Consider the following 25,019-nt stretch of genomic DNA (forward strand, 5'->3'; position numbering starts at 1 on the left):
CTACCTCCTTTATATATGATCTTAGACATAATTATTTCCTGATTATCAATACCTATCATTATACTGCAAAAGGAAGAACAAACCAATTGCAGTCGGTTATTTATTTTCATATTCATCAAATGACCAAAGTGGCGCTTGATATGCTTCAACAGTTAAATATGTCATATATTCATTAGCACTTACTGTTAATACGTCATTAACTAATTCATACAATCTAACATCGCTGTCTATCTTCTTCCACTTTTTCACTTTAAGAAACTTCCAAATGTCATCATCTGTCACTCTGTCGTAGCCGAACATTTGAAACTCTTCTACTTTACTTTCTAAAACGACTTGTAACTGTCCGCGGTATGATTCTACCAAAGCCTCTCTATCTAACATCTATAACATCTCCTTCTTATTTCGCACGAAAAGTCGCTTTTATTCCCGCTCTAATGGACAGCAATAACTACTTTCAAGAGCACTATCATATTTCACTCTCTTAAATGCTTGTCATTCTTGTCTCGTACGTGCATATAAATTATTGTAAATCATTCCATTGATTTTGAGAAGGTAGGAGAAGAACATGACGAGACAAAGCTTTTTAAAAGGCGCATTTATTTTAATGATAGCCGGCTTTATTACAAAAATACTCGGCTTTATCAACCGCATAGTAATGGCACGTATTTTGGGAGAAGAAGGCGTTGGTCTTTATATGATGGCCGTTCCTACATTCATTTTAGCAATTACATTGACACAAATTGGTCTTCCTGTCGCAATCGCAAAATTTGTAGCAGAAGCGGAAGCTGTGAACGATAAACAAAGAGTTAAAAAAATATTAACCGTATCACTAGCTGTTACATCCGTTATTAGTATCATTTTAACAATCGGAATTATGTTCCTCACACCTATTTTAGCAAAAACATTATTAACCGACGAAAGAACGTACTATCCATTAATGGCCATTTTGCCCGTTGTTCCTGTTATTGCTGTTTCTTCTGTTTTGCGTGGTTATTTTCAAGGGAAACAAAACATGAAACCTAGCGCTTATGCGCAAGTTCTAGAACAAGTCGTCCGCATTACCATTATCGCTATATGCATTCAATTATTTTTACCTTACGGCATAGAATACGCTGCAGCCGGCGCTATGTTATCAGCTGTTCTCGGTGAAGTTGCATCGTTATTATTTTTACTCACGTTATTTCAGCGAGAAAAACATTTATCAATACGCTCTGGATTTTTCACTACTGTAAAGGAAAGCAAAGGGACATTTTATTCTCTGATGGATATTGCCCTTCCAACTACAGGAAGTCGTTTAATCGGCTCCGTTTCATATTTTTTTGAACCTATTGTCGTTATGCAAAGCTTAGCAATCGCTGGTGTCGCTGCTTCTGTTGCAACCCAGCAATACGGTATATTAAACGGTTATGCATTCCCGCTTCTATCACTACCCGCCTTTATTACATACGCTCTCTCTACAGCGCTCGTCCCTTCTATTAGTGAAGCAATGGCAAAAAGACAACATAAATTAGTGGAGCACCGTTTACAACAAGCACTTCGAATTTCATTAATTACCGGCGGATGGTCTGTCGTTATATTATACGTATTCGCTTCTCCTGTTTTAACTCTTATGTATGGATCAGACAGCGCAACAGCATTCATTCAACTTCTTGCGCCTTGCTTTTTATTTCATTATTTCCAAAGTCCACTTACCTCTGTTTTGCAAGCTTTAAACTTAGCAAGAGCTGCAATGATGAATACATTTATTGGAGCCATCGTGAAATTAATCGTTATTTTTGTACTAGCATCCAGGCCAGAATTTCAAATGATGGGGGTTGCTCTCGCTATTGCAGCAAATATTGTAACAGTAACATTTCTTCACTACGCTACTGTTTTAAAAAAGATTACATTTACCATTTACGCAAAAGACTATATTTTCGGCGGACTTGCCATCGGTATCGCAGGCGCCTTCGGTTTTTATCTTCATAAATATATTATTTTCTCTCATGCCCTTGGCATACAAACATTATGGGAAATCACTTTAACAACAATTGTTTATATCGTACTTCTCTTCACTTTCAAACTCATTCGAAAAGAAGAGTTAAGTCGTCTCCCTATCATTCGTAAACTTTCATTTTTGAAATAAGGTGAAACTTTAATCAGTGGGGTAATCTCCACTGATTATTAGTTACACTAATCATTCTTACTCTTTCAAAGAATAAGTCTCTAATTTTCTTTTACATCAACAAAAAATTTTCCGTTTTGAAAACTACAGTATAAAATTTGTGTTACATCGTTATAACCTAAGTTTTTTAATTTCTCAATAAGCCATGCATCTGTATGTTCAATCATTTGTAAATGACTAGATTGAATTTCTCCATCAATAATAAGAGGAAGCGTAAACTGCAATGTATCTTGTTTATTTTTTTGTTTTTGAAAGACAGATAACTTCCCAGACGGTTCCAAAATAGCATATTCTACATCCCGAATATCTCCAACTCCTTGTTCCCTTAATTGCATCATTAAATCATCTATATTATAACGTTGCTTTCTCATCTTCTTTTCATCAATCTTTCCCGCGTTTACAAGAATAGCCGGCTCACCTTCTATTAAATGCCGAAAGCGTTGATACTTTAGGGAAATGACTGACAAAATAATTTGGATGCACATAAGAAAAGTCATCGGAACTAATTGATGCCAAAGTGATTTATCGGTATTTTCAATTGCCACTACAGCCATTTCTCCAAGCATAATAAATACGACTAAATCTAATACACTTAGCTCTCCTATCTCACGTTTACCCATAAGACGAAAAATAATTAAGATGATGATATACAAAAGCATTGTCCGTCCAATTATTGATATCCATTCCATTTCTACATCTCCTTTTTTACGTATAGACTCCCCTATAAAAAAGAAACTAGTCTAACTTAGACAAAAGGAAAATATGCTTGTATTAAAAAGGGGGAATGCATAAATGGATGGAACGAAAAAATTATCAACTGCAATTGGCTTCGGTATTGTTACACTACTAATTCTCGCATCTATTACTAGTATGATTATGGCTCTTTTATTAAAGTTTACGAATATAAACGAAGGGACATTAACCGTTACTATTTTTATACTCGCTCTTTTATCTATGCTTATGTCTGGATTTACTGCCGGCAAAAAGGCTCAAGGAAAAGGTTGGCTAGTAGGTCTCACAACAGGTCTCACGTTCACTATACTCGTTTTTCTAGTTAACTATTTAGGCTTTTCTCAAACTTTATCGAACTCACAATTACTTTATCAATTAGCATTAATGGGGGCGAGTACACTCGGTGGTATTTTCGGTGTAAATATGTCAAAGCAAAGTAACTAAAAAAGGCCCTGCATATTTCATGCAGGGCCTTCCAAATTAGTTTTTCACAACTTCACGAATCGCATTGCGATCGAACGTTAAGTGTGAACCACCAGATTTAATAACAATTTTCGTCTCATCTACTGATTCGATTGTACCGTGTAAACCACCGATTGTTACGATAGCATCACCTTTTGCTAACTCACTTTGCATTTGAGCAACTGCTTTTTGACGTTTTTGTTGCGGGCGAATTAATAAGAAATAGAAAATCGCAAACATCGCAACGATCATAACGATATTCATCATACCTGCATTCATCTTTTGTTCCTCCTTTTAAATTATGTATTAGAAGTTTTTAGCATTCGGTTTATTAAAGCCATACTGTTCAAAGAACTCTTCGCGGAAATCGCCAAGACGGTCTTCACGAATAGCTTGTCTCACCTGCTCCATTAAGTTTAACAGAAAATGAAGGTTGTGATAAGACGTTAAACGAATTCCGAACGTTTCATCACATTTCATTAAGTGACGAATGTACGCACGAGAGTAGTTTTTACATGTGTAGCAATCACAGTTTGGATCAAGCGGACCGAAGTCTCTTGCGAATTTCGCATTTTTTACAACGAGGCGACCTTCACTTGTCATACATGTACCATTTCGAGCGATACGAGTTGGAAGTACGCAGTCAAACATATCAATACCACGAATTGCGCCATCGATTAACGAGTCAGGAGAACCTACACCCATTAAGTAACGAGGCTTATTATCTGGAAGAAGTGGTGTTGTAAACTCAAGTACACGGTTCATAATATCTTTCGGTTCGCCTACAGATAAACCACCTACAGCGTAACCAGGGAAGTCCATTGAAACAAGATCTTTCGCACTTTGACGACGAAGCTCTTCGTACTCTCCCCCCTGTACAATACCGAATAAACCTTGATCTTGCGGACGTTCATGCGCTTTTAAGCAACGTTCTGCCCAGCGGCTCGTACGCTCTACAGATTTCTTCATATATTCAAAAGTAGCTGGGAATGGTGGACACTCATCAAATGCCATCATAATATCTGAACCTAATGCATTTTGGATTTCCATCGCTTTTTCTGGTGATAAGAATAATTTATCTCCATTTAAGTGATTGCGGAAGTGAACGCCTTCCTCTTCAATACGACGGAAGTCACTTAAACTGAATACTTGGAAACCACCAGAGTCTGTTAAGATTGCACGATCCCAGTTCATAAATTTATGCAAGCCGCCTGCTTCACGAATAATTTCATGACCTGGACGTAGCCATAAATGATACGTATTACTTAAAATAATGCCAGAATCCATTGCTTTTAATTCTTCTGGTGACATTGTCTTAACTGTTGCAAGTGTACCAACTGGCATAAATGTTGGTGTATCAAATGAACCGTGCGGCGTATGCACACGACCTAAACGGGCACCCGTTTGTTTACATGTCTTAATAAATTCATAACGAATTGCTGTCATAACTTACTCCTTTTATTTGTTTCTCATTTTAGCGTGAGATGCAACAAACATTGCATCACCGAAGCTAAAGAAACGATATTTTTCTTTTACTGCTTCATTATAAGCATGAAGTACATTATCTCTATTTGCAAATGCACTTACAAGCATAATTAATGTTGATTTCGGTAAATGGAAGTTTGTAATTAAACCATCAATTGCTTTAAATTCATATCCCGGATACATGAAAATATCTGTCCATCCAGAAGCGGCGCAAAGCTTACCTTCATGATCTGTTGCAATTGTTTCTAACGTACGAGTTGATGTCGTACCTACAGTAATAATACGTCCACCATTCTCTTTCACACGATTTAATAATGCCGCTGTCTCTTCAGACATATGATAATATTCTGCGTGCATATGGTGTTCTTCAATCGTGTCTGCAGAAACTGGTCTAAATGTTCCAAGTCCTACGTGAAGTGTAATGAATGCTAACTGAACGCCTTTTTGCTTTAACTTCTCAAGTAACTCTTCTGTAAAGTGAAGTCCCGCAGTCGGCGCTGCTGCTGAACCGATTTCTTTCGCATATACTGTTTGATAGCGATCGCGATCTTCTAGCGTCTCTTTAATATATGGAGGAAGTGGCATTTCCCCAAGTTCATCTAAAATTTCATAGAAGATGCCGTCATATGAAAATTCAAGCTGACGTCCACCTTGATCTGCAGTTCCTGTGCAAGTTGCTTTTAATTTCCCTTCGCCAAAAGAGATAACAGTTCCTTCTTTTACACGTTTCGCTGGCTTTACAAGCGTTTCCCACTTATCACCTTCTTCTTGTTTTAAAAGAAGTACTTCAATGTGCGCGCCTGTATCTTCTTTCACACCGTGCAAACGAGCAGGCATAACTTTCGTTTCATTTAAAACTAAGCAATCCCCCTCATGTAAGTAAGAAAGAATGTCCGTAAAATGTTTATGCTCAATATCACCTGTTTCACGGTCTAACACCATTAATCTTGATGTTTCACGCTCTTCTAACGGGACTTGTGCAATAAGTTCTTCTGGTAAATGAAAATCAAACAGATTTATATCCATAGCTATATCCACCTATTTCTTATTTAAATCGATTTATTATATACATAATAAAAGATAATACAATACTTAACACAATACATGTAATGATAGGAAAATAAAAGGTAACGTTTCCTTTTTTCACAAAAATATCGCCTGGAAGCCTTCCAATGAACTTCCAAGCTAATCCAACAACGATGAGTAAGATCCCGGCTGTAATAAGCAGCTTTGGCATCTCCGTCATACTTTTGGTATCTCCATTTCGAAATGTTCATACGCAAGCGGCGTTACAATTCGGCCCCTCGGCGTTCGTTGTAAAAAGCCAATTTGTAATAAATACGGCTCATACACATCTTCAATCGTATGAGATTCTTCTCCAATTGTTGCTGAAACCGTTTCTAATCCAACTGGACCGCCACGGAATTTCTCAATAATACCAAGCAGTAATTTATGATCAATATGATCTAGACCTAATTTATCTACTTGCAGTAGCTCTAATGCCATTTGTGTAATTTCCATCGTAACCGTTCCATTACCACGAACTTGTGCGAAATCACGTACACGTCTTAAAAGACGATTCGCAATACGAGGTGTACCACGAGCACGTCTTGCAATTTCTAATGCAGCTAACGAATCGATTTCAACTTCAAATACTTCTGCTGTACGTTCAACAATCGCAGAAAGCTGATCTACTGTGTAGTACTCTAACCTTGAAAGTACACCGAAGCGGTCACGAAGCGGTGCCGATAATGCTCCAGCACGTGTCGTTGCTCCAACTAATGTAAATGGCGGTAAATCTAGGCGTACAGAACGTGCTGAAGGCCCTTTTCCAATTACAATATCAAGGCAAAAGTCTTCCATCGCAGGATACAATACTTCTTCAATTGATCTATGCAAACGATGAATTTCATCAATAAATAATACATCACCTGGCTGAAGCGCTGTTAATACAGCAGCTAAATCTCCTGGTCTTTCAATTGCGGGACCTGAAGTTGTTCTAACATTAACGCCCATCTCATTGGCAATAATATTCGCAAGCGTCGTTTTACCAAGACCTGGTGGTCCATATAAAAGCACGTGATCTAACGTTTCTTCACGCATTTTCGCCGCTTCAATAAATACTTCTAAATTATGTTTCGCTTTATCTTGGCCAATATACTGACGGAGCGTCTGTGGCCGTAATGAATATTCTAAATCCGCATCTTCATATGCAGATTCCCCTGAAAGGAGACGTTCGTCCATTATACTCACCTCTTACCATTTAGTAAAAGACTAAGTGCCTTTTTAATATACTGATCCGTCGTTAATGCTTCTTTTAATAACTCTGGTACAACACGAGAAACTTCGCGTTCTGCGTATCCAAGTGCGCGCAGAGCTTCCAGTGCCTCATCAAGCTCAGCTGATGAACCTTTATTCTCATCAAAACGTTCTGTGTCTGAGAATAAATCAACAAATGCATCTGGTACGACATCTGCTAGTTTTCCTTTTAAATCTAAAATCATTTGGCGTGCTGTTTTCTTTCCGACGCCTGGGAATTTCACTAAAAACTTCTCATCTTCATGCTCAATCGCTTGAACGACCTGTCCTGTTTGACCAGAAGCTAAAATTGCAAGAGCGCCTTTTGGCCCAATGCCAGACACGCCTAACAACTTTGTAAATAATAAACGCTCTTCACGTGTTTTAAAACCGTAAAGTGCCATAATATCTTCTCTCACATAATGATATGTATAGACACGGATTTCTTGCTTACTTCTTTGAAATACATACGGATTTGGTGTGAAAATTTGATAACCAATTCCATTATGATCAATTACGACATATTCCGGCCCTACATACTCCACGTAACCTGTAACATATTCAAACAAAATACGATCTCTCCCTCTTAAATCATGTATTCCATTTTAACATATTTAATGATAGAAAAGCGAGACTGCCCCAACAAATGTTCTCCACTTGAAACTTCTGTTATTTTCCATTGACAGAAAGGTTAAAGCACCTTAATATACAGAAGTCGATAATGATTATCAATACTAATTAAAGGGGTTACATCAGGATGAAACGTAAGCTATTTATTTTATTTACTATTATGCTTGTTGTTCTTTCTATCGTTGGCTGTTCTTCTCAAAAAGAAGAATCGAAAGCAAAAGAACAACCGAAAACAAAAGTTGTAAAACATGCTAAAGGTGAAGCTACAATTCCAGTAAATCCAAAGAGAATTGTTGACTTATCTGGATCAACAGAAGAACTATTACTTCTTGGACATAAACCTGTTGGTACAGCAAATACATATAAAGATAAAATCCAAAATCACTTAACAGACAAGTTAGATGGAGTAAAAGCAGTAGGTTGGTACTGGGCACCTAAAGTTGATTTAGAAGCTGTTACTGCTTTAAAACCAGACTTAATTATTTTAAACAACCGGCAATTAAAAATTTATGATCAACTAGAAAAGGTTGCACCTACAGTTGTTCTAGAAACAAACTTAGAAGACTGGCGTGGTAAGTTTAAAGAAGTAGGTAAGCTATTTGACGAAGAGAAGAAAGCAGACAAATGGATTGCAGACTACGATAAGAAAGCAGACTCTTTATCTAAAAAAATTAAAGAGAAAACAAAAGATGAGAACTTTATGTTCGTTGCAGTTACACCACAAAACTTCCGTGTATACGGTAGCTTCGGATACGGTGACATCATCTTTAATGACTTAAAACTTCCAGCAACAAAAGGTACGGATTTAAAACAAACGATGGCGCAAGTATCACTAGAAGGTCTAGTTGCATTCCAGCCTGACCAAATGTTTATTGTAAACTTCGGCGGCGAAGCTGATAAAGTTTACGAAGACTACAAAAACAGTGCCGTTTGGAAAGACAATAAAGCAGTTAAAAATAATCACGTATATGAAGTATTAAATGAAGTCTTCAATACGAAAGCATTCAATCCAATCGGAAAAGATATGCTAATTGATGAAATCGCAAAAGAAATTTTAGCTAAAAATAAATAAGAAAAAAAGCAGCTCACCATGAGCTGCTTTTTTTCTTACTTTGAACTGCGTATTGCTTCATTTTTTCAATCGTCTTCACAAAACCTTCTTTTGATTTAATACGAATGCCACGTTTCAATTTCGCACGTTCATAGCTCTCAAGCTTTTTCATATCAATTTGAAAGAAAGAATGGATCGCATTATCATTTTTTGGCACACCTTTGAAAATTTGTAATATCCCTTCCTCTGAAACACCAAAATACCCGCTCGTTTTCAATAACGGAGAAATATCATCAACTTTCTTTTGCAATACAATTTGTACATCATCACGATCAACGAGCTGCCATTCTTTATACTGCTGTAAAAACTTTTCTAAATCCGTCACTTTTTCTGTAAGTATTTCTTCGCTTACTTCGCCATCAACATACATACGCTCTAATAAAATTGTAACCTCAGGTTCTTTTTTCGTCACTTCTGGTACTGGCCCTTCCGCCTTCACATTCGTTTCATAAACGAAACAAAACATTATAACGAAAGCTTGCATCGCAATCAGTATCCATTTCATTTCCGTTCACCTCTTTTAGGCAAGATCATACTTTCATTAGTAGTTTTTCCGGAAATGGGGGTTTTATCCATATTATATTTCTTTCGAAAATATAAAAAATGCAGATAAGGATTCACCTCATCTGCATGTATCATTTACTTTTATATAAAATGAAAGACGCCTGCAAAGCAGGCGTCTTGATGCGTTTACGGCGAGAGACCAGGCGACCACATTCGCGTGTTTAGCACTTAAGCATATCTCTCGTCTTACGTAAATTAGCTCATCGCTTTGCTAATATAACATTAATAAAGTATAAGTGCAACATGTTTATAAAAATATTTTATTTCCTCTTTCATCTAAACAAATTATATGTAAATTATAAATTGATAAATGTAATGTATATGTTACAATTAATGTAACAGCGAAATCATAATAAACAGGAGATGGGTAGTGTGAAAAAAATAAAGGATGAACGTCTCATTCTGCAAACGTTAAAAAACGTACGTATTGCTTTTCTTTTTCAATCACTTGGTATAATCGGTATTTTAGGCTATATCGGATTCACTGAAGGAATAGATCAAATTACGAAATCTCCATTATGGCTAGTATTTATTCTTACGAGTATAATCCTTAGTTATTTACAGTTAAGTGTTTCAATTGATGTAGAAGAAAGTGAAAAGGAGATAAAATTAACTCCTTATTACAAAATTGTTTTACGCTCTCTTATTGTAGGAATCGTTATGGCTATTATTTATATCATTTTCAGTCCAGAAAGCCCCCTATTTGAAGCTATTTTAACAGGTGGTATTCTCTTCATATGCTTTTTAGGTTCTTATTCCGTTAGTTATTTTATTAAAAAACGTCGTTTACAAGACGAAAATGAATAAAGAGGAAGGGCTCCCCCTTCCTCTTTTGTTTTGCTATCGCACTGTACCAGTTAAACCGTAACGAATGTCTCTGAACATATTTCCTATATCACGATTAAAATCGTTTGTAACTGTACCGTTACGTAGACGCGTACTCATTGCATCGACACGAGTAAACATATCATTTCTTACAGAAACATATACGTTTCTGTTTCCAACTTCATTTGCAACAGCTTGACGAATTTCGTTCGCCATCGCCGTTTCATTTGTCACTGTGTTACGTGGTTTTACCGCAATCGCTACATCGTTTCCATATACAACTGTAGACACACGGTCTACGTTATTCATACGTTTCACACGATTTGTTATTCTTTCAGCTGTTTTACCATCATTGTTAATGTATGAATTGTTCATTGTAATATTACGAGTTGGATGCGGATTAGCAATTTGTCCATTGTAATTTACATCACGGTAATAATTGTATCCTGTATCGTTACGACCATTTCTATATGTTACATAATCTGTATAACGATCATTACGCGTCACATTATCACGATACTGGTGTGTATCATTATAAGATGTACGCTCGTAATTGTAGTTACGTCCATCCATTGCATTGTTTTTTGGTGTACCACATGCAGCTAATGCACTAGTAACTAACAAAGAAGCAGCAATCACTTTTACTTTCGTATTCAATACAAAAACCCCCTCTGTTAGAATGAGCTTCTCTACTGAAAAGCTCCCTCTTATGATGAGTAACAGAGAAGGTTTTTACACTGTTAATATTTCACTGGGAATTTTCTAGCACTTCATAAAAAAACTGCCTTTTCTTAATTAACAGGAATGCAAAAAAGGCGGGAATACTCCCGCCTTTTTAAACTTCTTCTTCGTCCTCTTCTTCTGAAACGGGCTCTCCAAATACATTTGGTGGATCTGGTTGATAATACATCGTTCCTGGCTGTGGTGCATATGCAGACTGAGTTGGTTGATAATATAAAGGATTCGCATATTGCGGACCGCCTGGTTGTGGACTATATAGTCTACTTTCTCCTCCGCATCCACAATCTTCCTCACCCTGCACAAGCGGCGGCATGTTATTATCCATTGGCATCATATTCGGGTTTGGCATAGACGTATGTTGCGGTCCAAACGGCGCTCCTTGCTGATATGGCATTTGATATGGATTTGGTTGTTGATAATACGGATTCGGCGGCATCATGGGCATTTGATAGGGCATCATATTTGGTGGTTGATTGTTATCCATACTCGGCATCATATTCGGCATTTGATTGTTATCCATAATTGGCATTATATTCGGCATTTGATTGTTATCCATGATTGGCATCATATTCGGCATTTGATTGTTATCCATAATTGGCATCATATTCGGCATTTGATTGTTATCCATGATTGGCATCATATTCGGCATTTGGTTATTATCCATAATTGGCATTATATTCGGCATTTGATTGTTATCCATAATTGGCATCATATTCGGCATTTGATTGTTATCCATGATTGGCATCATATTCGGTGGTTGATTGTTATCCATAATTGGCATCATATTCGGCATTTGATTGTTATCCATAATTGGCATTATATTCGGTGGTTGGTTGTTATCCATGATTGGCATTATATTTGGCATTTGAATATTTGGCGGTATGACTTGTGGAATAACTACATTTTCTTTCGATACATTTGGCGATACTATATTTCCTACATTCTCTTTCTTCACTTGTGGTGACACTATATTTCCTACATTCTCTTTCTTCACTTGTGGTGACACTATATTTCCTACATTCTCTTTCTTCACTTGTGGTGACACTATATTCCCTACATTTTCTTTTTTCACTTGCGGCGACACTATATTTCCTACATTTTCTTTTTTCACTTGCGGCGACACTATATTTCCTACATTTTCTTTTTTCACTTGTGGTGACACTATATTCCCTACATTCTCTTTCTTCACTTGCGGCGACACTATATTCCCTACATTTTCTTTTTTCACTTGCGGCGACACTATATTCCCTACATTTTCTTTTTTCACTTGCGGCGATATTATATTATTTTTTTTCGTTTGCGGAGAAATGATATTGTTAGGTTTCATTTTACTAATTTGAGGAGCAATTAACTCGCTTCCTTTTTTTATTACATCTGAAATTTTATATTCTTTTTTCGGTTTTATTGGTGGTTGTGGCGGCTGCGGTAATACATTTACCGAAAACTTCGTGTTTTCTTTTTCCGCCGGTTTTTGTTTTTCTATCACAGGTGGTTTTTGAATAACAGACGGTTTTTCTTTTTGAATTGGCTGTTCTTTTTGCACCTCTTTTTGCGGTTTCACCTGTACTTCTTTTTGCGGCTTTACCTGCATCTCCTTCTGTGGTTTCACCTGTACTTCTTTTTGTGGCTTTACTTGCAGCTCTTTCTGCGGTTTTACTTGCACTTCTTTTTGTGTTTGTTGCATAGCTGGCTGCTGTGTAATTGGTGCTGATTGATACGTAACTTCTTCCTCATCTTCTATTCCAAGCGGAGTTGGTGTTGCTGCAAATTCTTTTTGCTGCACTTCTTTTACGTATTGCTTTGGAGGCGCTGAACCTGCTCCAGCCTGTTGTTTCATGTGAACACTCTTTGATGGCACTTTAATTTTCATACCTGGCATGATTAAATCTGGATTACTAAGTTGTGTATTTGTTTTTTTCAACGTGTCAAAATCCACTCCGTACTTTTTCGCAATTTTCCAAAGGGTATCCCCTTTTTGCACGATATGAATTTTCAAATTTTCCCCCTCCTGTATAACTTATCTATAAGTAACAAATCTCTTGAAGTAACTCTTTCTAAATAACATTAACTTCTTTTCACTTTTATCACTTCTTCGATTTTCAATATCATTCGAAGTGGAATAAGCATAAAGAACCACAATGATTTCTTCAAAACAATGTATGCCCATTTCGTTCTCGTTATGATTATATGTATGAAAAAAAGCAACGGGAATACCGTTGCTTTACACACGCTCTAACATACGATTTAATGCAAGAACTGCTTCTGCCGTTACTTGTTTGTCTACGCTAATAACGTTAATTTCTTCTCCTCTTTCTATCGTTTCAAGTGTCCATAATAAGTGAGGCAGATCAATTCGATTCATCGTTAAGCACGGACACATAAATGGATTAAGCGAAACAATTTCTTTATCTGGATGTTGCTTAATAATTCGATTTACTAAATTCATTTCTGTACCAATCGCCCATTTGCTACTAGATGGCGCTGATTCAATCATATCAATAATATATTTCGTTGAGCCTGCATAATCTGAAGCAGCTACAACTTCATAGCAACATTCTGGATGTACAATAATATTCATATTAGAATGATTTTTTCGTACACTCTCAATATTCTTCACTGTAAAATTTTGATGAACAGAACAATGTCCTTTCCATAAAATCACTTGAATTTCTTCTATATCCCCATCGTACTCTAATGAATCTGTGTGTGGGTCCCATACTGCCATTTTATCTAACGGGATACCTAGATTGTGCGCTGTATTTCTCCCTAAATGTTGGTCTGGTAAAAAGACGAGACGTTCTTTTTGAGTAAACGCCCAAGATACCATTTGCTTTGCATTAGAAGAAGTTACTGTTGCTCCTCCGTTACGACCACAAAACGCTTTAATTGCAGCTGTAGAGTTCACATATGTTAACGGAATCATCGTATCTCCAAATAATTTCGTGAGCTCTTTCCATGCTCTTTCTGTTTGTTCAATATCTGCCATATCCGCCATCGAACAACCTGCACGCATATCTGGTAAGATGACAACTTGATCATCTGTAGTTAACATATCTGCTGTTTCCGCCATAAAGTGCACCCCGCAAAACACAATATATTTTGCATCTTTATTGCTCGCTGCAACTTGCGCAAGCTGAAGTGAATCCCCTGCTGCATCTGAAAATTGTACCACTTCATCTTTTTGATAATGATGCCCTGGAATGAATAACATTTTCCCCATTTTCTCTTTAATTTCACGAACACGCTTTTCCATATCTTCCGTTGACATCGTGTAATAACGCTCTGGTAACATCGTTTCAATTGACTGTACTTGTTCTAAAATACTCATATACGTTTCTCCCCCTCTAAGCCACTTTCCTTACTCTTCAATATTGAAACTAATATCAAGTGCTTTCACTGAATGTGTTAACGCTCCAAGTGAAATATAATCTACCCCTGTTTTTCCGTATTTTGATAAATCTTTAATTGTAATGCCCCCTGAAGCTTCTGTAACGATAGCGCTTGGTACAATTTTTGAAAACTCCCGGATTTCATCTGGCGTACGATTATCGAACATAATAATATCCGCACCAGCAGCAACAGCCTCTCTCACCTGTTCCTCAGTTTCTGTTTCTACTTCTACTTTCACCATATGTCCTAACTTTTCTTTCACTGATGTAACAGCTTTTGTAATAGAACCAGCAAACGCAATATGATTGTCTTTAATCATGACACCATCATATAAACCGAAGCGATGATTAAATCCACCGCCGCACACGACTCCATACTTATCAAACATACGTAGTCCTGGCATCGTTTTTCGTGTATCACAAATGCGAGTATGACTGCTATCTAAAGCAAGAACCGCTTTACGCGTCATCGTCGCTATTCCGCTCATACGCTGAATAACATTTAATATAACGCGCTCTGCTGTTAATAACGATGCGATTGGACCTTGCACTGTTGCAATAATTTCTCCTTTTTCTACAAGATCCCCATCTTTTTTATGAAGCTCTATTTCAATTCTCTCATCAATTAATTTAAATCCTGATTCAATTACTAAACATCCTGCAAAGACCCCTGTATCCTTCGCAAGAAACGTTCCTTTCGAAAGCAAGTTATCTGGAAAAATAAGCTGAGATGTTACATCTCTTTCTCCTATATCTTCTAAAAAAAATCGGTTTAATGCTTCTTTAACTTTTATCGTGTTCATAAAGCCTCTCTTCCCCTCATCACACAAGTTGTAATTTTCTCTTTACTCGAACAATCTCTTTCTTTCCTATATTTCTATCTGGATAATCACTCCGGTAATGCCCGCCAATACTTTCTTCTCTTTGCAAGGCTGACACAACTATAAGCTCACAAGCCGTTAACATATTAATAAGTGTTATCTCTTCATTCGTAAGAACATCATGTTGTAATATCATATTTCGAACACCATACTTACTAAACCATCTCTTCGCATAAGATAAACTTTGCTCTGTTCGCACAATCCCAACATATTTCATCATGCATTTTTGTATTTCTTCTTTCGTCGGTAAATGATTCAGAACGATGAACTTTGGTTCCTTTTCAGCTAGCATGTTCACCTTTTCTTTTGTCTCTCTAGATAAAATGTGTCGTCCGGTTCTTTTTCCAAACACAAGACCTTCTAATAATGAATTACTAGCTAATCTATTTGCACCATGAACTCCGTTACAAGCTACTTCACCGACTGCGTATAAGTTCGGAATAGACGTCTCTCCATCACAGTTCGTTTTCACGCCGCCCATGTGAAAATGAGTACCAGGCACGACTGGAATAAGTTTTTTATTTATATCGACTCCATTTGTTTTACATATCGATGACACGGTCGGAAAGCGTTGTTCAAAGTTTTGAATCATTTCGATGTTTAAGTACACTTTTTCACCCGCAAGTAGCTGTTCATGAATAGCCCGTGCGACTACATCACGAGGTGCTAGATCCTGTTCGGAATGTATATCCATCATAAAACGCTGCCCTTTTCCATTTATAAGGACAGCTCCTTCTCCGCGAACAGCTTCGGACACGAGGCCGGAACAACGCCCACCCGCGTATAACATCGTCGGATGAAATTGTATAAACTCTAAATCTACAAGCTCTCCGCCTGCACGGTACACCATTGCAAGTCCATCGCCTGTAATCGTCTCATCATTAGAAGTAAAGGCGTATAAACCGCCAATACCGCCTGAAGCTAACACCGTACAATCTGCATTGTAACGTTTCAATTCTCCTTTATTGTTGCGAGTTAAAGCCCCAACACATTTATCTTTTTCTATAATAAAATCGAGCACCATTTCCTGTTCCACTACCGTAACGTATGGAGCTACTTCTTGAATAAGATGCTCTAATAAATTCTTTCCTGTTGCATCGCCACCTGCATGTAAAATACGACGTTTTCGATGCGCTCCTTCTTTTCCAAGATGAGGACCTGTTTCATCTCCATCAAATTTCATTCCATTCTCAATAAGGTTATTAATTTCTTTCGGTCCTTCCTCGACTAAATAACGGACCACTTCTTCATTGTTATAATGACACCCTGCTACTAATGTATCTTCAAAATGATCATTAGGATTGTCATATGTAGCTACCGCTGCGGCAATTCCACCTTGAGCTAAATGTGTATTATTATTACGTTTCGTCTCCTTTGTGATAATAATCACATTCTTTTCGTGACAAATCTCTTTTGCAACACGAAGTGCCGCAACGCCACTTCCAATAATTAAGACATCTGCGCTTGGCATAATTGTTGCCTCCTACTTTACACTTTTCAACTGTCTTGACACCTATATTTACATAATTTTAAAATAATGACAAGAGTTTTTTTATAATTCTTATTTTCACTACCATTTAAAAAGTAAAAGAAATGTAACTCTTACTAGAGAGAGGAACTTACATGATGATATATCTTGACTATGCAGCTACTACACCTATGAGCGAGGAAGCGTTACAAACATATATGAAAGCAGCGTCGCAATACTTCGGAAATGAACAAAGCTTACATGATATTGGAGGAACGGCTTCTTCTTTATTACAAGTTTGCCGAAAAACATTTGCGGAAATGATTGGAGGAAAAGAACAAGGAGTATTTTTCACAAGTGGTGGATCGGAATCGAACTATCTTGCGATCCAATCACTTCTAAATGCCCAAAATAAGAAGCATATTATTACGACACCTATGGAACATGCATCCATTCGAAGTTATTTTCAATCTCTAAAATCAAAAGGCTATACGATCACTGAAATTCCTGTTGATAAAAATGGACTCATTTGTTTAGTAGATTTAGAGGCAGCTATTACAGAAGATACTGTGCTAGCAAGTATACAGCATGGAAACTCTGAAATCGGAACCGTTCAAAACATTACAGAAATTGGGGCACTTTTAAAAAAATATAATGTTTTATTTCATACGGATTGTGTGCAAACGTTTGGTAAACTGCCTATCCATGTTTTTGAGATGGGGATTGATAGTCTTTCTGTTTCAGCACATAAAATATACGGACCAAAAGGTGTCGGCGCTTGCTACATAAATCCGCAATCGCGCTGGGAGCAAGTATTTCCAGGAACTTCTCACGAAAAGGGATTTCGCCCAGGTACAGTGAACGTTCCCGGCATCGCATCTTTTTTAACAGCTGCTGAAAATATATTAAAAACTCAATGGGAAGAAAGTTTACGTTTTAAAGAGTTACGCTCCTACTTTTTAGGGCAAATACAAACACTTCCGCTAGAAATTGAAGTAGAAGGTCATTCTACTTCTTGTTTACCACATATTGTTGGGGTTACAATAAAAGGAATAGAAGGTCAATATACTATGTTAGAATGTAATCGCCATGGTATCGCCATTTCCACCGGAAGTGCTTGCCAAGTCGGTAAACAAGAACCTTCGAAAACTATGCTTGCAATTGGAAAAACGTATGAAGAGGCCAAACAATATGTCCGCTTCTCTTTCGGACAACAAACAACGAAAGATCAAATTGATACTACTATTCATGCACTACACACAATTGGAAATCAATTTTATAGAGGTGTTAAATCATAATGAAACAAAATGAACAAAAAAAGATTTTAGGCGAAGAAAGACGACAGCTTATCCTTCAGTGGCTTCTCGCTGCAAATGAGCCGTTATCTGGGAATGAACTATCGAAGAAGACAAACGTAAGTAGACAAGTTATCGTGCAAGATATTTCCTTGCTTAAAGCACGAAACGAACCAATTATTGCGACTGCCCAAGGCTATTTATATTTAAAACCACAAGAGAAACAACAAGCTTTTGAACGCGTAATCGTATGCCAGCACAAACCAGCAGAAGTACGTCAAGAACTTACAATGCTTGTTGACCATGGCGTTACAATTAAAGATGTAAAAGTTGAGCATCCTGTATACGGCGACTTAACAGCATCAATTATGGTAAGTAATCGATTTGATGTAGAGCAATATTTACAAAAAATCGAAAACACAAATGCTTCCTATCTATCGCAACTAACAGACGGTATTCACTTACATACAATTGAAGCAGATTCTAAAGAAAAGTTAGATGCTGCTTGTGAGGCGTTAGATAAAGCAGGATTTCTCGTTTATTAATGTAAAGCACAGAGTTTTTTATCATCCTCTGTGCTTTTTTAATGCTATAATATTGTAATCAATCGTAAAGGAGATCAAACATGGGAATTGAACTCGTTCACTTTAGCATTGGCAAACCGAAACAAATGAAATATGGCGAAGATAAAGAAATGATAACAGGTATATGTAAAGATCCTACAGAAGAGGCCTTTCTCTCAAAAGACGGATTTCTTGGTGATGACGTAGCGGATTTAAAACATCACGGCGGTCCTGATCGTGCTGTTTGTGTGTACCCACACGAGCATTACGCACTATGGGAAGAGGAATTTCAAACTACGCTTCCAGCTTCCACATTTGGCGAAAACATTACCGTAACAAATATGTTAGAGCGTGATGTTTGCATCGGAGATACATATCAACTAGGTGAAACAATCATTCAAGTGACACAAGCAAGAGTACCTTGTAGCACAATTTCAAAACGTCTTGGCATCCCTGGCATACTGCCACGCATTGTAGCAACTGGATTTACAGGCTACCTATGCCGCGTTCTTCAAGAAGGTACTGTACGTAAAGATTCTAAAATTACATTACTAGAACGTCAACCGAGCAATGTTTCTGTCTTGTTCTCTAACGAAATTTATTTTCATAATAGAAAAGATAAAGATGGCATTGAAAAAATTCTTGCTGTTCCAGAACTAGCTGATATTTGGCGTGGTCAGTTAGAAGATCGTCTTGCGAAGTTAAAATAAAGAATCCCACCTTCTGCAGGTGGGATTTTATTAATCTATTAAAAAATATATTAGGCAATGAAATGATATTGACGATTAGACAAATACCAACATTCCATCTACATCTTACAACCAATAAGAAGAATAACTCCCCAGCACAGTAACAGAAAAACCGAGTGCTTCAAGTTCCATCGTTACGCCTGGCAATAATACGTCATCGTATGCTTTATCAACATCAATTAAGAAAAAGTAATTTCCAAGACCTGTTTTCATCGGACGCGATTCGATTTTTGATAAGTTTAATTTTCTCCATGCGAAAGCTGATAACACTTGATATAGGGCACCTGCATAATCTGCAGGTAACGTTATCATAAGCGTCGTTTTCTCTCCGCGATTCTCTCCGTTATTCGGGAGTACTGCTTTCTTTTTCTTATGGAGTACCAAGAAACGTGTGTGATTATTTTTATGCGTATGAATACTACGTCTCACAATTGTTAATCCGTATTTTTCTGCAGCCGCTTCATTTGCAATAGCGGCAATTTTCTCTTCAGGATGTTCTTTCACATATTGCGCAGCAGCACTTGTAGATGTCATATCTCGAACAGTTACTCCTTTTAATTCTTCATTTAAAAATTTATGGCACTGTGCAATGGCATGCGGATGAGAATGCACTGCATATACTTCATCCCACACTTCTGCATACTGCGGATGTACAAGTAAATGCTGCTGAATTGGTACTGTAATTTCTCCTACAATGGAAAGCGGCTGCTCATGTACAAGGTAATCAACCGTTATATTCACTGAACCTTCTATTGCATTTTCTAACGGTACAACTGCGAAGTCTACATTTTCATTTGCAGCTGCATCTATACAATCTGGAATCGTTCGATATGGTACATGCTCTGCTTCCGGAAAAAAACGACTCACCGCCATATTTGTAAATGTTGCTTCTGGTCCTAAATATCCTACTCGAATCATCGTCTTTTCCCCTCTTTTTCGTTTTCTTACTGTTATACCATACTTTTTTATATTCTTCTATGTAAATTTCGAATATTAAAAAAAGACTAGCGTTCGCTAGTCTAAATGTTTCTTATATTCTCTTTGAGCGAAGAAGAAATAAATGATACATGCTGCGATATAAAACAGAATGAACAAACCTACTTTTCTTAATGATCCATCCATAAAAAGCGTATTATGAAACGTATATAACGCAACTGCACTATGCATACTCCCTACTATAATTGGCGCAAAAAATAGCATACATAATTGCCAACGAGAAATTTTCCATACTTCTTCCTTCGTCATTCCAAGTTTAGAGAGTGCACCATACTGCTTTCGGTCCGATGCAATATTATGGAACCATTTAAAATAAACGATACTACATGAAGTAAGAAAGAATAATATACTAATAAATGAGCCTACAAATAGAGTAATATCGCCGCCTTCTTTCACATTTACATACAACTCCATATTGCTTCGAAATGCATTATTATTATCTTGTTTCATATGTTTCCGTAAATCTTCATTTAATTTCTTCGTCTTTTCGATATTTGGTAATGTGTAGCCTCTATATATCATTTTTTCAGAATCAGGAACCTGATTTGCTATACTATCAAAATCTTCATCATTCATAACGAAGAACAGACCATTAATGTACGAAGGGTGATGGTTAAATTGAACCCCTTCTTTCTGACCGTTAAATACGAATTGATATGGTTGATTCATTACTTGCAATTCAATCTCTTTTTGATTATATACATTCGAATTATTGTATTTATTATAATAAACAAGTGTCACTGTACCTTTTTTAGGACGATACATTTTTTGTTTTTGTTTCCTTGCTTCTTGGTTATATTCACTTTCTTTTATAAGCGGTACTATTGTTGTTTCTCCTTTACTAGACTGAAAGGATGCATACACTCCAACAAAACTCATATATTGAAAATCGTCATACCCATATTGATGCAGTAATTTTTCAACCGCACCTTCCTCAAAGACTTCATGAGTAGAAATACCTTTTTCTATGTACGAAAACGAGTGTACCCCTCCAGTTCGCCACATATCTTGCATGCTAGAAAAATATAAGAACACCGTACCTGTTGCTGTAACTACAAACGTCGTTGCCATAGACATCAGAAAGAAAAAGCGACCATTTTCCTTCATTCGATGTGACAATTGATTCACTATAAATAAATAAGGATATGTATACATAATCTTTTTATTTCTCTTTATTATTTCTAACACTTGGGTAGCTCCATGTGTAAAAGAAAAGTACGTTCCAAAAAAGACAAGTATAGACACAGGGAAAAAGTATATCGCTATCGTAGCCATCGTCACTTGTAGCGCCAATGCATACCCGCCCACTAAACAAGCAAAACCGAATAAACAGAGCCACTTTGATGTTTTCTTCTCTTTTTTATCTGTTCGAAATTCTTTCAATAACCGAATGATTTTTATATTCCATATACGTAAAGCACTTATAAAAGATAACAAAATAAAAACGACCATATATGTAATAAATGTTACACCAATCGCCCTTACGTCAAATATGACAGGGAGTTCTTTCGGAAGCCCCAGTAACATACTAAATACCATAAAAAAGAGCTTTAAAAATATCATACCAAGCCCAATACCGAAAATATTCGCGAAGACCCCGATTAAAATTTGCTCGGTCATAATCACTCCTATTACGTTAGACTTCGTTGCTCCCATTAACATATATAACCCTAATTCTTTCTTACGTGCTTCTATGAAAATAGAAGTAGAGTACAAAATAAATATGACGAAAAAAGAAATGATTATAACATTACATATGATAAGTCCCCAGCGTACGTTTTGATACCACATCGTCTCTTGCATATATGGATGCACAATGACAGACATATATGCGTAAGAAGCAAATATTGCAAAACAACTACTTAAGAAAAACACTTTATAATTACGCCAATTTCCTTTTATATTTTGCAGCGCTAGTTGCCGAATGTTCATCTATCGTCCTCCTGTAACTTACTACATAGGCAAAAAGCTAGAGGTTCCCCTAGCTTTTTACGTGTTTTAAATATCCTCTTTGCGCGATCATAAAGTAAATGGCAGAAGCTAAAATGTATGCTCCAATTACAAGCGCACCTGATTTCCATAAATTAATATAAAGCATTTTCCCTAACGTATGAAGAGCAAATCCACTATGAATGGAACCGATTAAAATTGGGATAAAGAAGATAACTCCCATTTGTCGAATCGCAATTTTGCGAATTTCTTTATCTGTCATACCAATTCTCTTTAACGATTTAAATTGAATACGATCTTGTTCTTTATCGTTAAACCATTTAAAGTATGTCATACTACAAGCGAAGAAGAAGAACAGTACCGCTACGAAGAAACCGATGAACATTGTAATTGCTCCACCTTCTCTTATATCCTTATACGCAAACACTGAATTTCTCAATTCCCCTTGCTTTTCTGGTACAATTTCATTTTTCAAATCTAATACAAGATTTTCTGTACTTTTCCAATCCTCAATATAATAACCGTAATATTTCGACTTTTCTTCATCTGGTACGAGTTTTGCATATTTCTCAAAATCTTGATCATTTACAATGAGATATTCACTATCATTAAAAACAGAATACTGCGTTGGATTATTTAATTGAACAGACTGCTTTTGTCCGTTAATTGTAAATTCATACGGTTTCGTACGATCTATCTTCATCAGTTCATTTGACATATCAACCATAACCATCGTTGCACTACCTGGTGCATTATGAACTTCTGTAGGTTGCTCTCTCTTTTGTTTGCGCACTTCTGCATTATATTCTTTTTCTGAAATAATCGTCATCGGTACTTCATGTTCACTATTAAACAACGTTATTTTCTGTGTTGCCGGTAGTTTAACGTATGTTACTTTTCGCGCATCTTCAAACCCGTGTCTCTTCACAAGCTCCTGTACCTTTTCTTCATTAATAAGGTTATGCGTATTTAACCCCTTTTCCTCATATGAAATAGCATGTGGTGTAAGTTCTACCGTTTTCGCACTCATATTTTCAAAATATACGTACAGTGTACCCACCGCTGAAGATACTACCGCCGTAATGATAGAAATTACAAATAGAAAACGAGCATTATCTTTCATTTTATAAATAAGGTTGCTAAGGACGAACATATTTGGGTACGTATAAAAAGATTGCTTTCTTTTTTGTAATGCTTTTAATACAACTGTACTACCTTGTGTAAATAGTAAATACGTTCCGCCAATTGTCAGTCCCACCACCGGTAAAAAAAGGATGAGGAAATTCAGAAACGTTACTTGGAAGCTAAGTACATATGCAACAATAATACATCCTATACCAACTACACATAACCATGTAAATGCAAACGGCTCTACTTTTTGCTTTCTTGCCTCTCTTAATAAATCAATAATTTGCAAGCGTCCTACTGTCCAAACACTAAACAATGATAGGATTAAAAATAGAATAAAGTATACACCAGCTGTAATAAGAACTGCTTTACTATTCCAAACAAGTGGAAGTGTCTTATCTATTTTTAATAATACGCTTAACGCTTGGAAAAATAATTTTGAACAAAGCATCCCAACCCCAATACCAACTACAATTGCAATACTACCTAACATCAGTTGCTCTAATATAATCATTCGGCCGAGCTGCGATTTCGTTCCGCCTATTAATGTTAGTAGACCAAACTCTTTTTTTCTTGCTCGTAAAAACGTTGAATTTGCATATAAAATAAAGAGTGCCGAGAAGATGACCACAATATAATTCATCGATTCTAATCCTTTTGTGATCATCTTTCTCATACTAATATTACCGCTTACGACATCTGGATGATAAATAAAAGAAGCATACATGAAAAATACGACAATCGATAAACAACTACTTATAAGAAACGCTTTATAGTTACGCCAATTTCCTTTTACGTTATTAAGCGCGAGCTGGCGAAAGTTCATGATATTCTCCTCCTAGCATCGCAAGTACGTCCAGGATTTCTTGGAAAAAGGCTTGTTTCGTTCTTCCTTTATGTATTTCCGAGAAAATTTCTCCATCGCGTATGAAAAGGATACGTTCACAATAACTAGCCGCTACTGGATCGTGCGTAACCATTGCAATCGTTACTTTCTTTTGCTCGTGTAAATCTTGCAGAGCGCCCATTAGCGATTTTGCTGACTTCGAGTCTAAGTTTCCAGTTGGCTCATCTGCTAAAATTAACGTCGGTTCATGAATGATTGCTCTCGCTGCTGCTGCACGTTGTTGTTGTCCCCCAGATACTTCGTATACTTTTTTATTTAAAATTTCTTCGATGTTTAAAAACTTCGCAATTTCTAGTACTTTCGCATCGATTTCATTTACAGATTTCTTCGCCATTACAAGTGGTAAAATAATGTTTTCTTTAATGGATAACGTATCAAGTAAATTAAAATCTTGGAAGATGAACCCTAAATGTGTACGGCGAAACTCCGCTAATTTTGCAGCACGCATTTGATTAATTTCTTCACCATTTACAAGCACATGACCTGAAGTTTGCTTATCAATTGTTGCTAATAAATTTAAAAGCGTCGTTTTCCCACTTCCTGAAGGACCCATAATCCCTACAAATTCGCCTTCTTCTATTTTAAAATTTATATCGTTTAAAGCAGTCGTCGCTACTGAACCTTTTGATTGGTACACCTTCGTTAATCCTTTTACTTCAAGAACACTCATTTCTAATCCCC

At 36.7% G+C, this 25,019-nt stretch carries 24 protein-coding genes and 1 pseudogene; 7 read left to right on the plus strand and 18 right to left on the minus strand.

The window, feature by feature from the left end; all coding sequences use genetic code 11:
* Positions 1-96 precede the first annotated feature (96 nt).
* Complete coding sequence (locus tag ACXKY9_RS21540; RefSeq protein ID WP_000886978.1) at positions 97-381, minus strand: post-transcriptional regulator; 285 nt, start codon at positions 379-381, stop codon at positions 97-99.
* Positions 382-565: 184 nt separating this feature from the next.
* On the opposite strand from ACXKY9_RS21540, the gene spoVB reads away from it, so the two are divergent.
* Complete coding sequence (spoVB, locus tag ACXKY9_RS21545; protein WP_000198300.1) at positions 566-2,125, plus strand: stage V sporulation protein B; 1,560 nt, start codon at positions 566-568, stop codon at positions 2,123-2,125.
* Positions 2,126-2,205: 80 nt separating this feature from the next.
* Here spoVB and ACXKY9_RS21550 read toward each other — a convergent pair whose 3' ends face one another.
* The gene (locus ACXKY9_RS21550) at positions 2,206-2,853 is read right to left on the minus strand and encodes a DUF421 domain-containing protein (RefSeq protein ID WP_000454818.1); all 648 of its coding nucleotides are present in this window, start codon (positions 2,851-2,853) and stop codon (positions 2,206-2,208) included.
* Between the two features lie 103 nt (positions 2,854-2,956).
* Here ACXKY9_RS21550 and ACXKY9_RS21555 point away from each other — a divergent pair, with 103 nt between their 5' ends.
* Positions 2,957-3,340 carry a TIGR04086 family membrane protein gene (locus tag ACXKY9_RS21555; RefSeq protein WP_000349150.1) on the plus strand — a complete coding sequence of 128 codons (384 nt, stop codon included), beginning with the start codon at positions 2,957-2,959 and terminating at the stop codon, positions 3,338-3,340.
* A 36-nt stretch (positions 3,341-3,376) separates the two neighbouring features.
* On the opposite strand, the gene yajC is transcribed toward ACXKY9_RS21555, so the two are convergent.
* The 6 genes from yajC to ruvA are packed head-to-tail and all read right to left on the minus strand — an operon-like array spanning position 3,377 to position 7,710.
* Complete coding sequence (yajC, locus tag ACXKY9_RS21560) at positions 3,377-3,637, minus strand: preprotein translocase subunit YajC (RefSeq protein ID WP_000991115.1); 261 nt, start codon at positions 3,635-3,637, stop codon at positions 3,377-3,379.
* A 27-nt stretch (positions 3,638-3,664) separates the two neighbouring features.
* A complete protein-coding gene (gene tgt / locus ACXKY9_RS21565) occupies positions 3,665-4,804 on the minus strand; it encodes a tRNA guanosine(34) transglycosylase Tgt (RefSeq protein ID WP_000125365.1) in 1,140 nt (379 codons plus the stop codon).
* A 12-nt stretch (positions 4,805-4,816) separates the two neighbouring features.
* Positions 4,817-5,869, minus strand: coding sequence for a tRNA preQ1(34) S-adenosylmethionine ribosyltransferase-isomerase QueA (queA, locus tag ACXKY9_RS21570; RefSeq protein ID WP_000354034.1), 1,053 nt, complete (start codon positions 5,867-5,869; stop codon positions 4,817-4,819).
* A gap of 19 nt (positions 5,870-5,888) precedes the next feature.
* Positions 5,889-6,089, minus strand: a complete 201-nt coding sequence (locus ACXKY9_RS21575) for a DUF2905 domain-containing protein (protein ID WP_000138162.1) — start codon at positions 6,087-6,089, stop codon at positions 5,889-5,891.
* Positions 6,086-7,087, minus strand: coding sequence for a Holliday junction branch migration DNA helicase RuvB (gene ruvB, locus ACXKY9_RS21580; RefSeq protein ID WP_000344448.1), 1,002 nt, complete (start codon positions 7,085-7,087; stop codon positions 6,086-6,088). Before ruvB ends, ACXKY9_RS21575 begins: the two co-directional genes overlap by 4 nt.
* A gap of 5 nt (positions 7,088-7,092) precedes the next feature.
* Positions 7,093-7,710 (minus strand): Holliday junction DNA helicase RuvA, encoded by a 618-nt coding sequence (gene ruvA / locus ACXKY9_RS21585; protein ID WP_000464513.1) that lies wholly within the window; start codon positions 7,708-7,710, stop codon positions 7,093-7,095.
* Between the two features lie 188 nt (positions 7,711-7,898).
* Between ruvA and ACXKY9_RS21590 the strand changes: the two genes are divergently transcribed.
* Positions 7,899-8,843 carry an iron-hydroxamate ABC transporter substrate-binding protein gene (locus ACXKY9_RS21590; RefSeq protein WP_000823605.1) on the plus strand — a complete coding sequence of 315 codons (945 nt, stop codon included), beginning with the start codon at positions 7,899-7,901 and terminating at the stop codon, positions 8,841-8,843.
* Between the two features lie 13 nt (positions 8,844-8,856).
* Here ACXKY9_RS21590 and ACXKY9_RS21595 read toward each other — a convergent pair whose 3' ends face one another.
* Positions 8,857-9,387, minus strand: a complete 531-nt coding sequence (locus tag ACXKY9_RS21595) for a BofC C-terminal domain-containing protein (RefSeq protein ID WP_000871169.1) — start codon at positions 9,385-9,387, stop codon at positions 8,857-8,859.
* A gap of 431 nt (positions 9,388-9,818) precedes the next feature.
* On the opposite strand from ACXKY9_RS21595, the gene ACXKY9_RS21600 reads away from it, so the two are divergent.
* The gene (locus tag ACXKY9_RS21600; protein WP_000721242.1) at positions 9,819-10,253 is read left to right on the plus strand and encodes a hypothetical protein; all 435 of its coding nucleotides are present in this window, start codon (positions 9,819-9,821) and stop codon (positions 10,251-10,253) included.
* A 33-nt stretch (positions 10,254-10,286) separates the two neighbouring features.
* Here ACXKY9_RS21600 and ACXKY9_RS21605 read toward each other — a convergent pair whose 3' ends face one another.
* The 5 genes and pseudogenes from ACXKY9_RS21605 to nadB form a co-directional block, all read right to left on the minus strand.
* Positions 10,287-10,928, minus strand: a complete 642-nt coding sequence (locus ACXKY9_RS21605; protein ID WP_001093541.1) for a YhcN/YlaJ family sporulation lipoprotein — start codon at positions 10,926-10,928, stop codon at positions 10,287-10,289.
* Positions 10,929-12,851: 1,923 nt separating this feature from the next.
* Positions 12,852-13,008, minus strand: a pseudogene (gene safA / locus ACXKY9_RS21610) (SafA/ExsA family spore coat assembly protein); the annotation flags it as partial.
* Positions 13,009-13,233: 225 nt separating this feature from the next.
* On the minus strand, positions 13,234-14,340 hold the full coding sequence (gene nadA, locus ACXKY9_RS21615; protein WP_000025344.1) for a quinolinate synthase NadA: 1,107 nt from the start codon (positions 14,338-14,340) through the stop codon (positions 13,234-13,236).
* Positions 14,341-14,370: 30 nt separating this feature from the next.
* Positions 14,371-15,204 (minus strand): carboxylating nicotinate-nucleotide diphosphorylase, encoded by an 834-nt coding sequence (gene nadC / locus ACXKY9_RS21620; RefSeq protein WP_001092208.1) that lies wholly within the window; start codon positions 15,202-15,204, stop codon positions 14,371-14,373.
* Between the two features lie 19 nt (positions 15,205-15,223).
* Positions 15,224-16,753, minus strand: a complete 1,530-nt coding sequence (gene nadB, locus ACXKY9_RS21625; RefSeq protein ID WP_001138529.1) for an L-aspartate oxidase — start codon at positions 16,751-16,753, stop codon at positions 15,224-15,226.
* 152 nt (positions 16,754-16,905) lie between these two features.
* On the opposite strand from nadB, the gene ACXKY9_RS21630 reads away from it, so the two are divergent.
* From ACXKY9_RS21630 to ACXKY9_RS21640, 3 genes are all read left to right on the plus strand, one after another.
* Positions 16,906-18,048 carry an IscS subfamily cysteine desulfurase gene (locus ACXKY9_RS21630; RefSeq protein ID WP_000973772.1) on the plus strand — a complete coding sequence of 381 codons (1,143 nt, stop codon included), beginning with the start codon at positions 16,906-16,908 and terminating at the stop codon, positions 18,046-18,048.
* Positions 18,048-18,590, plus strand: coding sequence for a transcription repressor NadR (locus tag ACXKY9_RS21635; protein WP_000812272.1), 543 nt, complete (start codon positions 18,048-18,050; stop codon positions 18,588-18,590). Before ACXKY9_RS21630 ends, ACXKY9_RS21635 begins: the two co-directional genes overlap by 1 nt.
* 80 nt (positions 18,591-18,670) lie before the next feature.
* On the plus strand, positions 18,671-19,318 hold the full coding sequence (locus ACXKY9_RS21640; RefSeq protein ID WP_000510665.1) for an MOSC domain-containing protein: 648 nt from the start codon (positions 18,671-18,673) through the stop codon (positions 19,316-19,318).
* A gap of 105 nt (positions 19,319-19,423) precedes the next feature.
* Here ACXKY9_RS21640 and pheA read toward each other — a convergent pair whose 3' ends face one another.
* From pheA to ACXKY9_RS21660, 4 genes are all read right to left on the minus strand, one after another.
* Positions 19,424-20,275 carry a prephenate dehydratase gene (gene pheA / locus ACXKY9_RS21645; protein ID WP_000621701.1) on the minus strand — a complete coding sequence of 284 codons (852 nt, stop codon included), beginning with the start codon at positions 20,273-20,275 and terminating at the stop codon, positions 19,424-19,426.
* Between the two features lie 96 nt (positions 20,276-20,371).
* On the minus strand, positions 20,372-22,285 hold the full coding sequence (locus ACXKY9_RS21650; protein ID WP_001026366.1) for an ABC transporter permease: 1,914 nt from the start codon (positions 22,283-22,285) through the stop codon (positions 20,372-20,374).
* Between the two features lie 49 nt (positions 22,286-22,334).
* On the minus strand, positions 22,335-24,257 hold the full coding sequence (locus ACXKY9_RS21655; protein ID WP_001011422.1) for an ABC transporter permease: 1,923 nt from the start codon (positions 24,255-24,257) through the stop codon (positions 22,335-22,337).
* Positions 24,232-25,008, minus strand: a complete 777-nt coding sequence (locus ACXKY9_RS21660) for an ABC transporter ATP-binding protein (RefSeq protein ID WP_000114529.1) — start codon at positions 25,006-25,008, stop codon at positions 24,232-24,234. The genes ACXKY9_RS21655 and ACXKY9_RS21660 overlap by 26 nt, the downstream gene beginning before the upstream one ends.
* Positions 25,009-25,019 lie beyond the last annotated feature (11 nt).

The sequence above is a fragment of the Bacillus sp. 2175 genome (assembly GCF_057812155.1).

Coding starts and splice junctions, on each gene's coding strand:
- nadC (WP_001092208.1), bottom strand. CDS start 15,204: ATGAACACGATAAAAGTTAAAGAAGCATTAAACCGATTTTTTTTAGAA.
- spoVB (WP_000198300.1), top strand. CDS start 566: ATGACGAGACAAAGCTTTTTAAAAGGCGCATTTATTTTAATGATAGCC.
- ACXKY9_RS21640 (WP_000510665.1), top strand. CDS start 18,671: ATGGGAATTGAACTCGTTCACTTTAGCATTGGCAAACCGAAACAAATG.
- pheA (WP_000621701.1), bottom strand. CDS start 20,275: ATGATTCGAGTAGGATATTTAGGACCAGAAGCAACATTTACAAATATG.
- ACXKY9_RS21595 (WP_000871169.1), bottom strand. CDS start 9,387: ATGAAATGGATACTGATTGCGATGCAAGCTTTCGTTATAATGTTTTGT.
- ACXKY9_RS21650 (WP_001026366.1), bottom strand. CDS start 22,285: ATGAACATTCGGCAACTAGCGCTGCAAAATATAAAAGGAAATTGGCGT.
- ruvB (WP_000344448.1), bottom strand. CDS start 7,087: ATGGACGAACGTCTCCTTTCAGGGGAATCTGCATATGAAGATGCGGAT.
- ACXKY9_RS21575 (WP_000138162.1), bottom strand. CDS start 6,089: ATGACGGAGATGCCAAAGCTGCTTATTACAGCCGGGATCTTACTCATC.
- nadB (WP_001138529.1), bottom strand. CDS start 16,753: ATGCCAAGCGCAGATGTCTTAATTATTGGAAGTGGCGTTGCGGCACTT.
- ACXKY9_RS21660 (WP_000114529.1), bottom strand. CDS start 25,008: ATGAGTGTTCTTGAAGTAAAAGGATTAACGAAGGTGTACCAATCAAAA.
- ACXKY9_RS21630 (WP_000973772.1), top strand. CDS start 16,906: ATGATGATATATCTTGACTATGCAGCTACTACACCTATGAGCGAGGAA.
- ACXKY9_RS21555 (WP_000349150.1), top strand. CDS start 2,957: ATGGATGGAACGAAAAAATTATCAACTGCAATTGGCTTCGGTATTGTT.
- ACXKY9_RS21635 (WP_000812272.1), top strand. CDS start 18,048: ATGAAACAAAATGAACAAAAAAAGATTTTAGGCGAAGAAAGACGACAG.
- tgt (WP_000125365.1), bottom strand. CDS start 4,804: ATGACAGCAATTCGTTATGAATTTATTAAGACATGTAAACAAACGGGT.
- ACXKY9_RS21540 (WP_000886978.1), bottom strand. CDS start 381: ATGTTAGATAGAGAGGCTTTGGTAGAATCATACCGCGGACAGTTACAA.
- ACXKY9_RS21550 (WP_000454818.1), bottom strand. CDS start 2,853: ATGGAATGGATATCAATAATTGGACGGACAATGCTTTTGTATATCATC.
- nadA (WP_000025344.1), bottom strand. CDS start 14,340: ATGAGTATTTTAGAACAAGTACAGTCAATTGAAACGATGTTACCAGAG.
- ACXKY9_RS21590 (WP_000823605.1), top strand. CDS start 7,899: ATGAAACGTAAGCTATTTATTTTATTTACTATTATGCTTGTTGTTCTT.
- yajC (WP_000991115.1), bottom strand. CDS start 3,637: ATGAATGCAGGTATGATGAATATCGTTATGATCGTTGCGATGTTTGCG.
- ACXKY9_RS21655 (WP_001011422.1), bottom strand. CDS start 24,257: ATGAACTTTCGCCAGCTCGCGCTTAATAACGTAAAAGGAAATTGGCGT.
- queA (WP_000354034.1), bottom strand. CDS start 5,869: ATGGATATAAATCTGTTTGATTTTCATTTACCAGAAGAACTTATTGCA.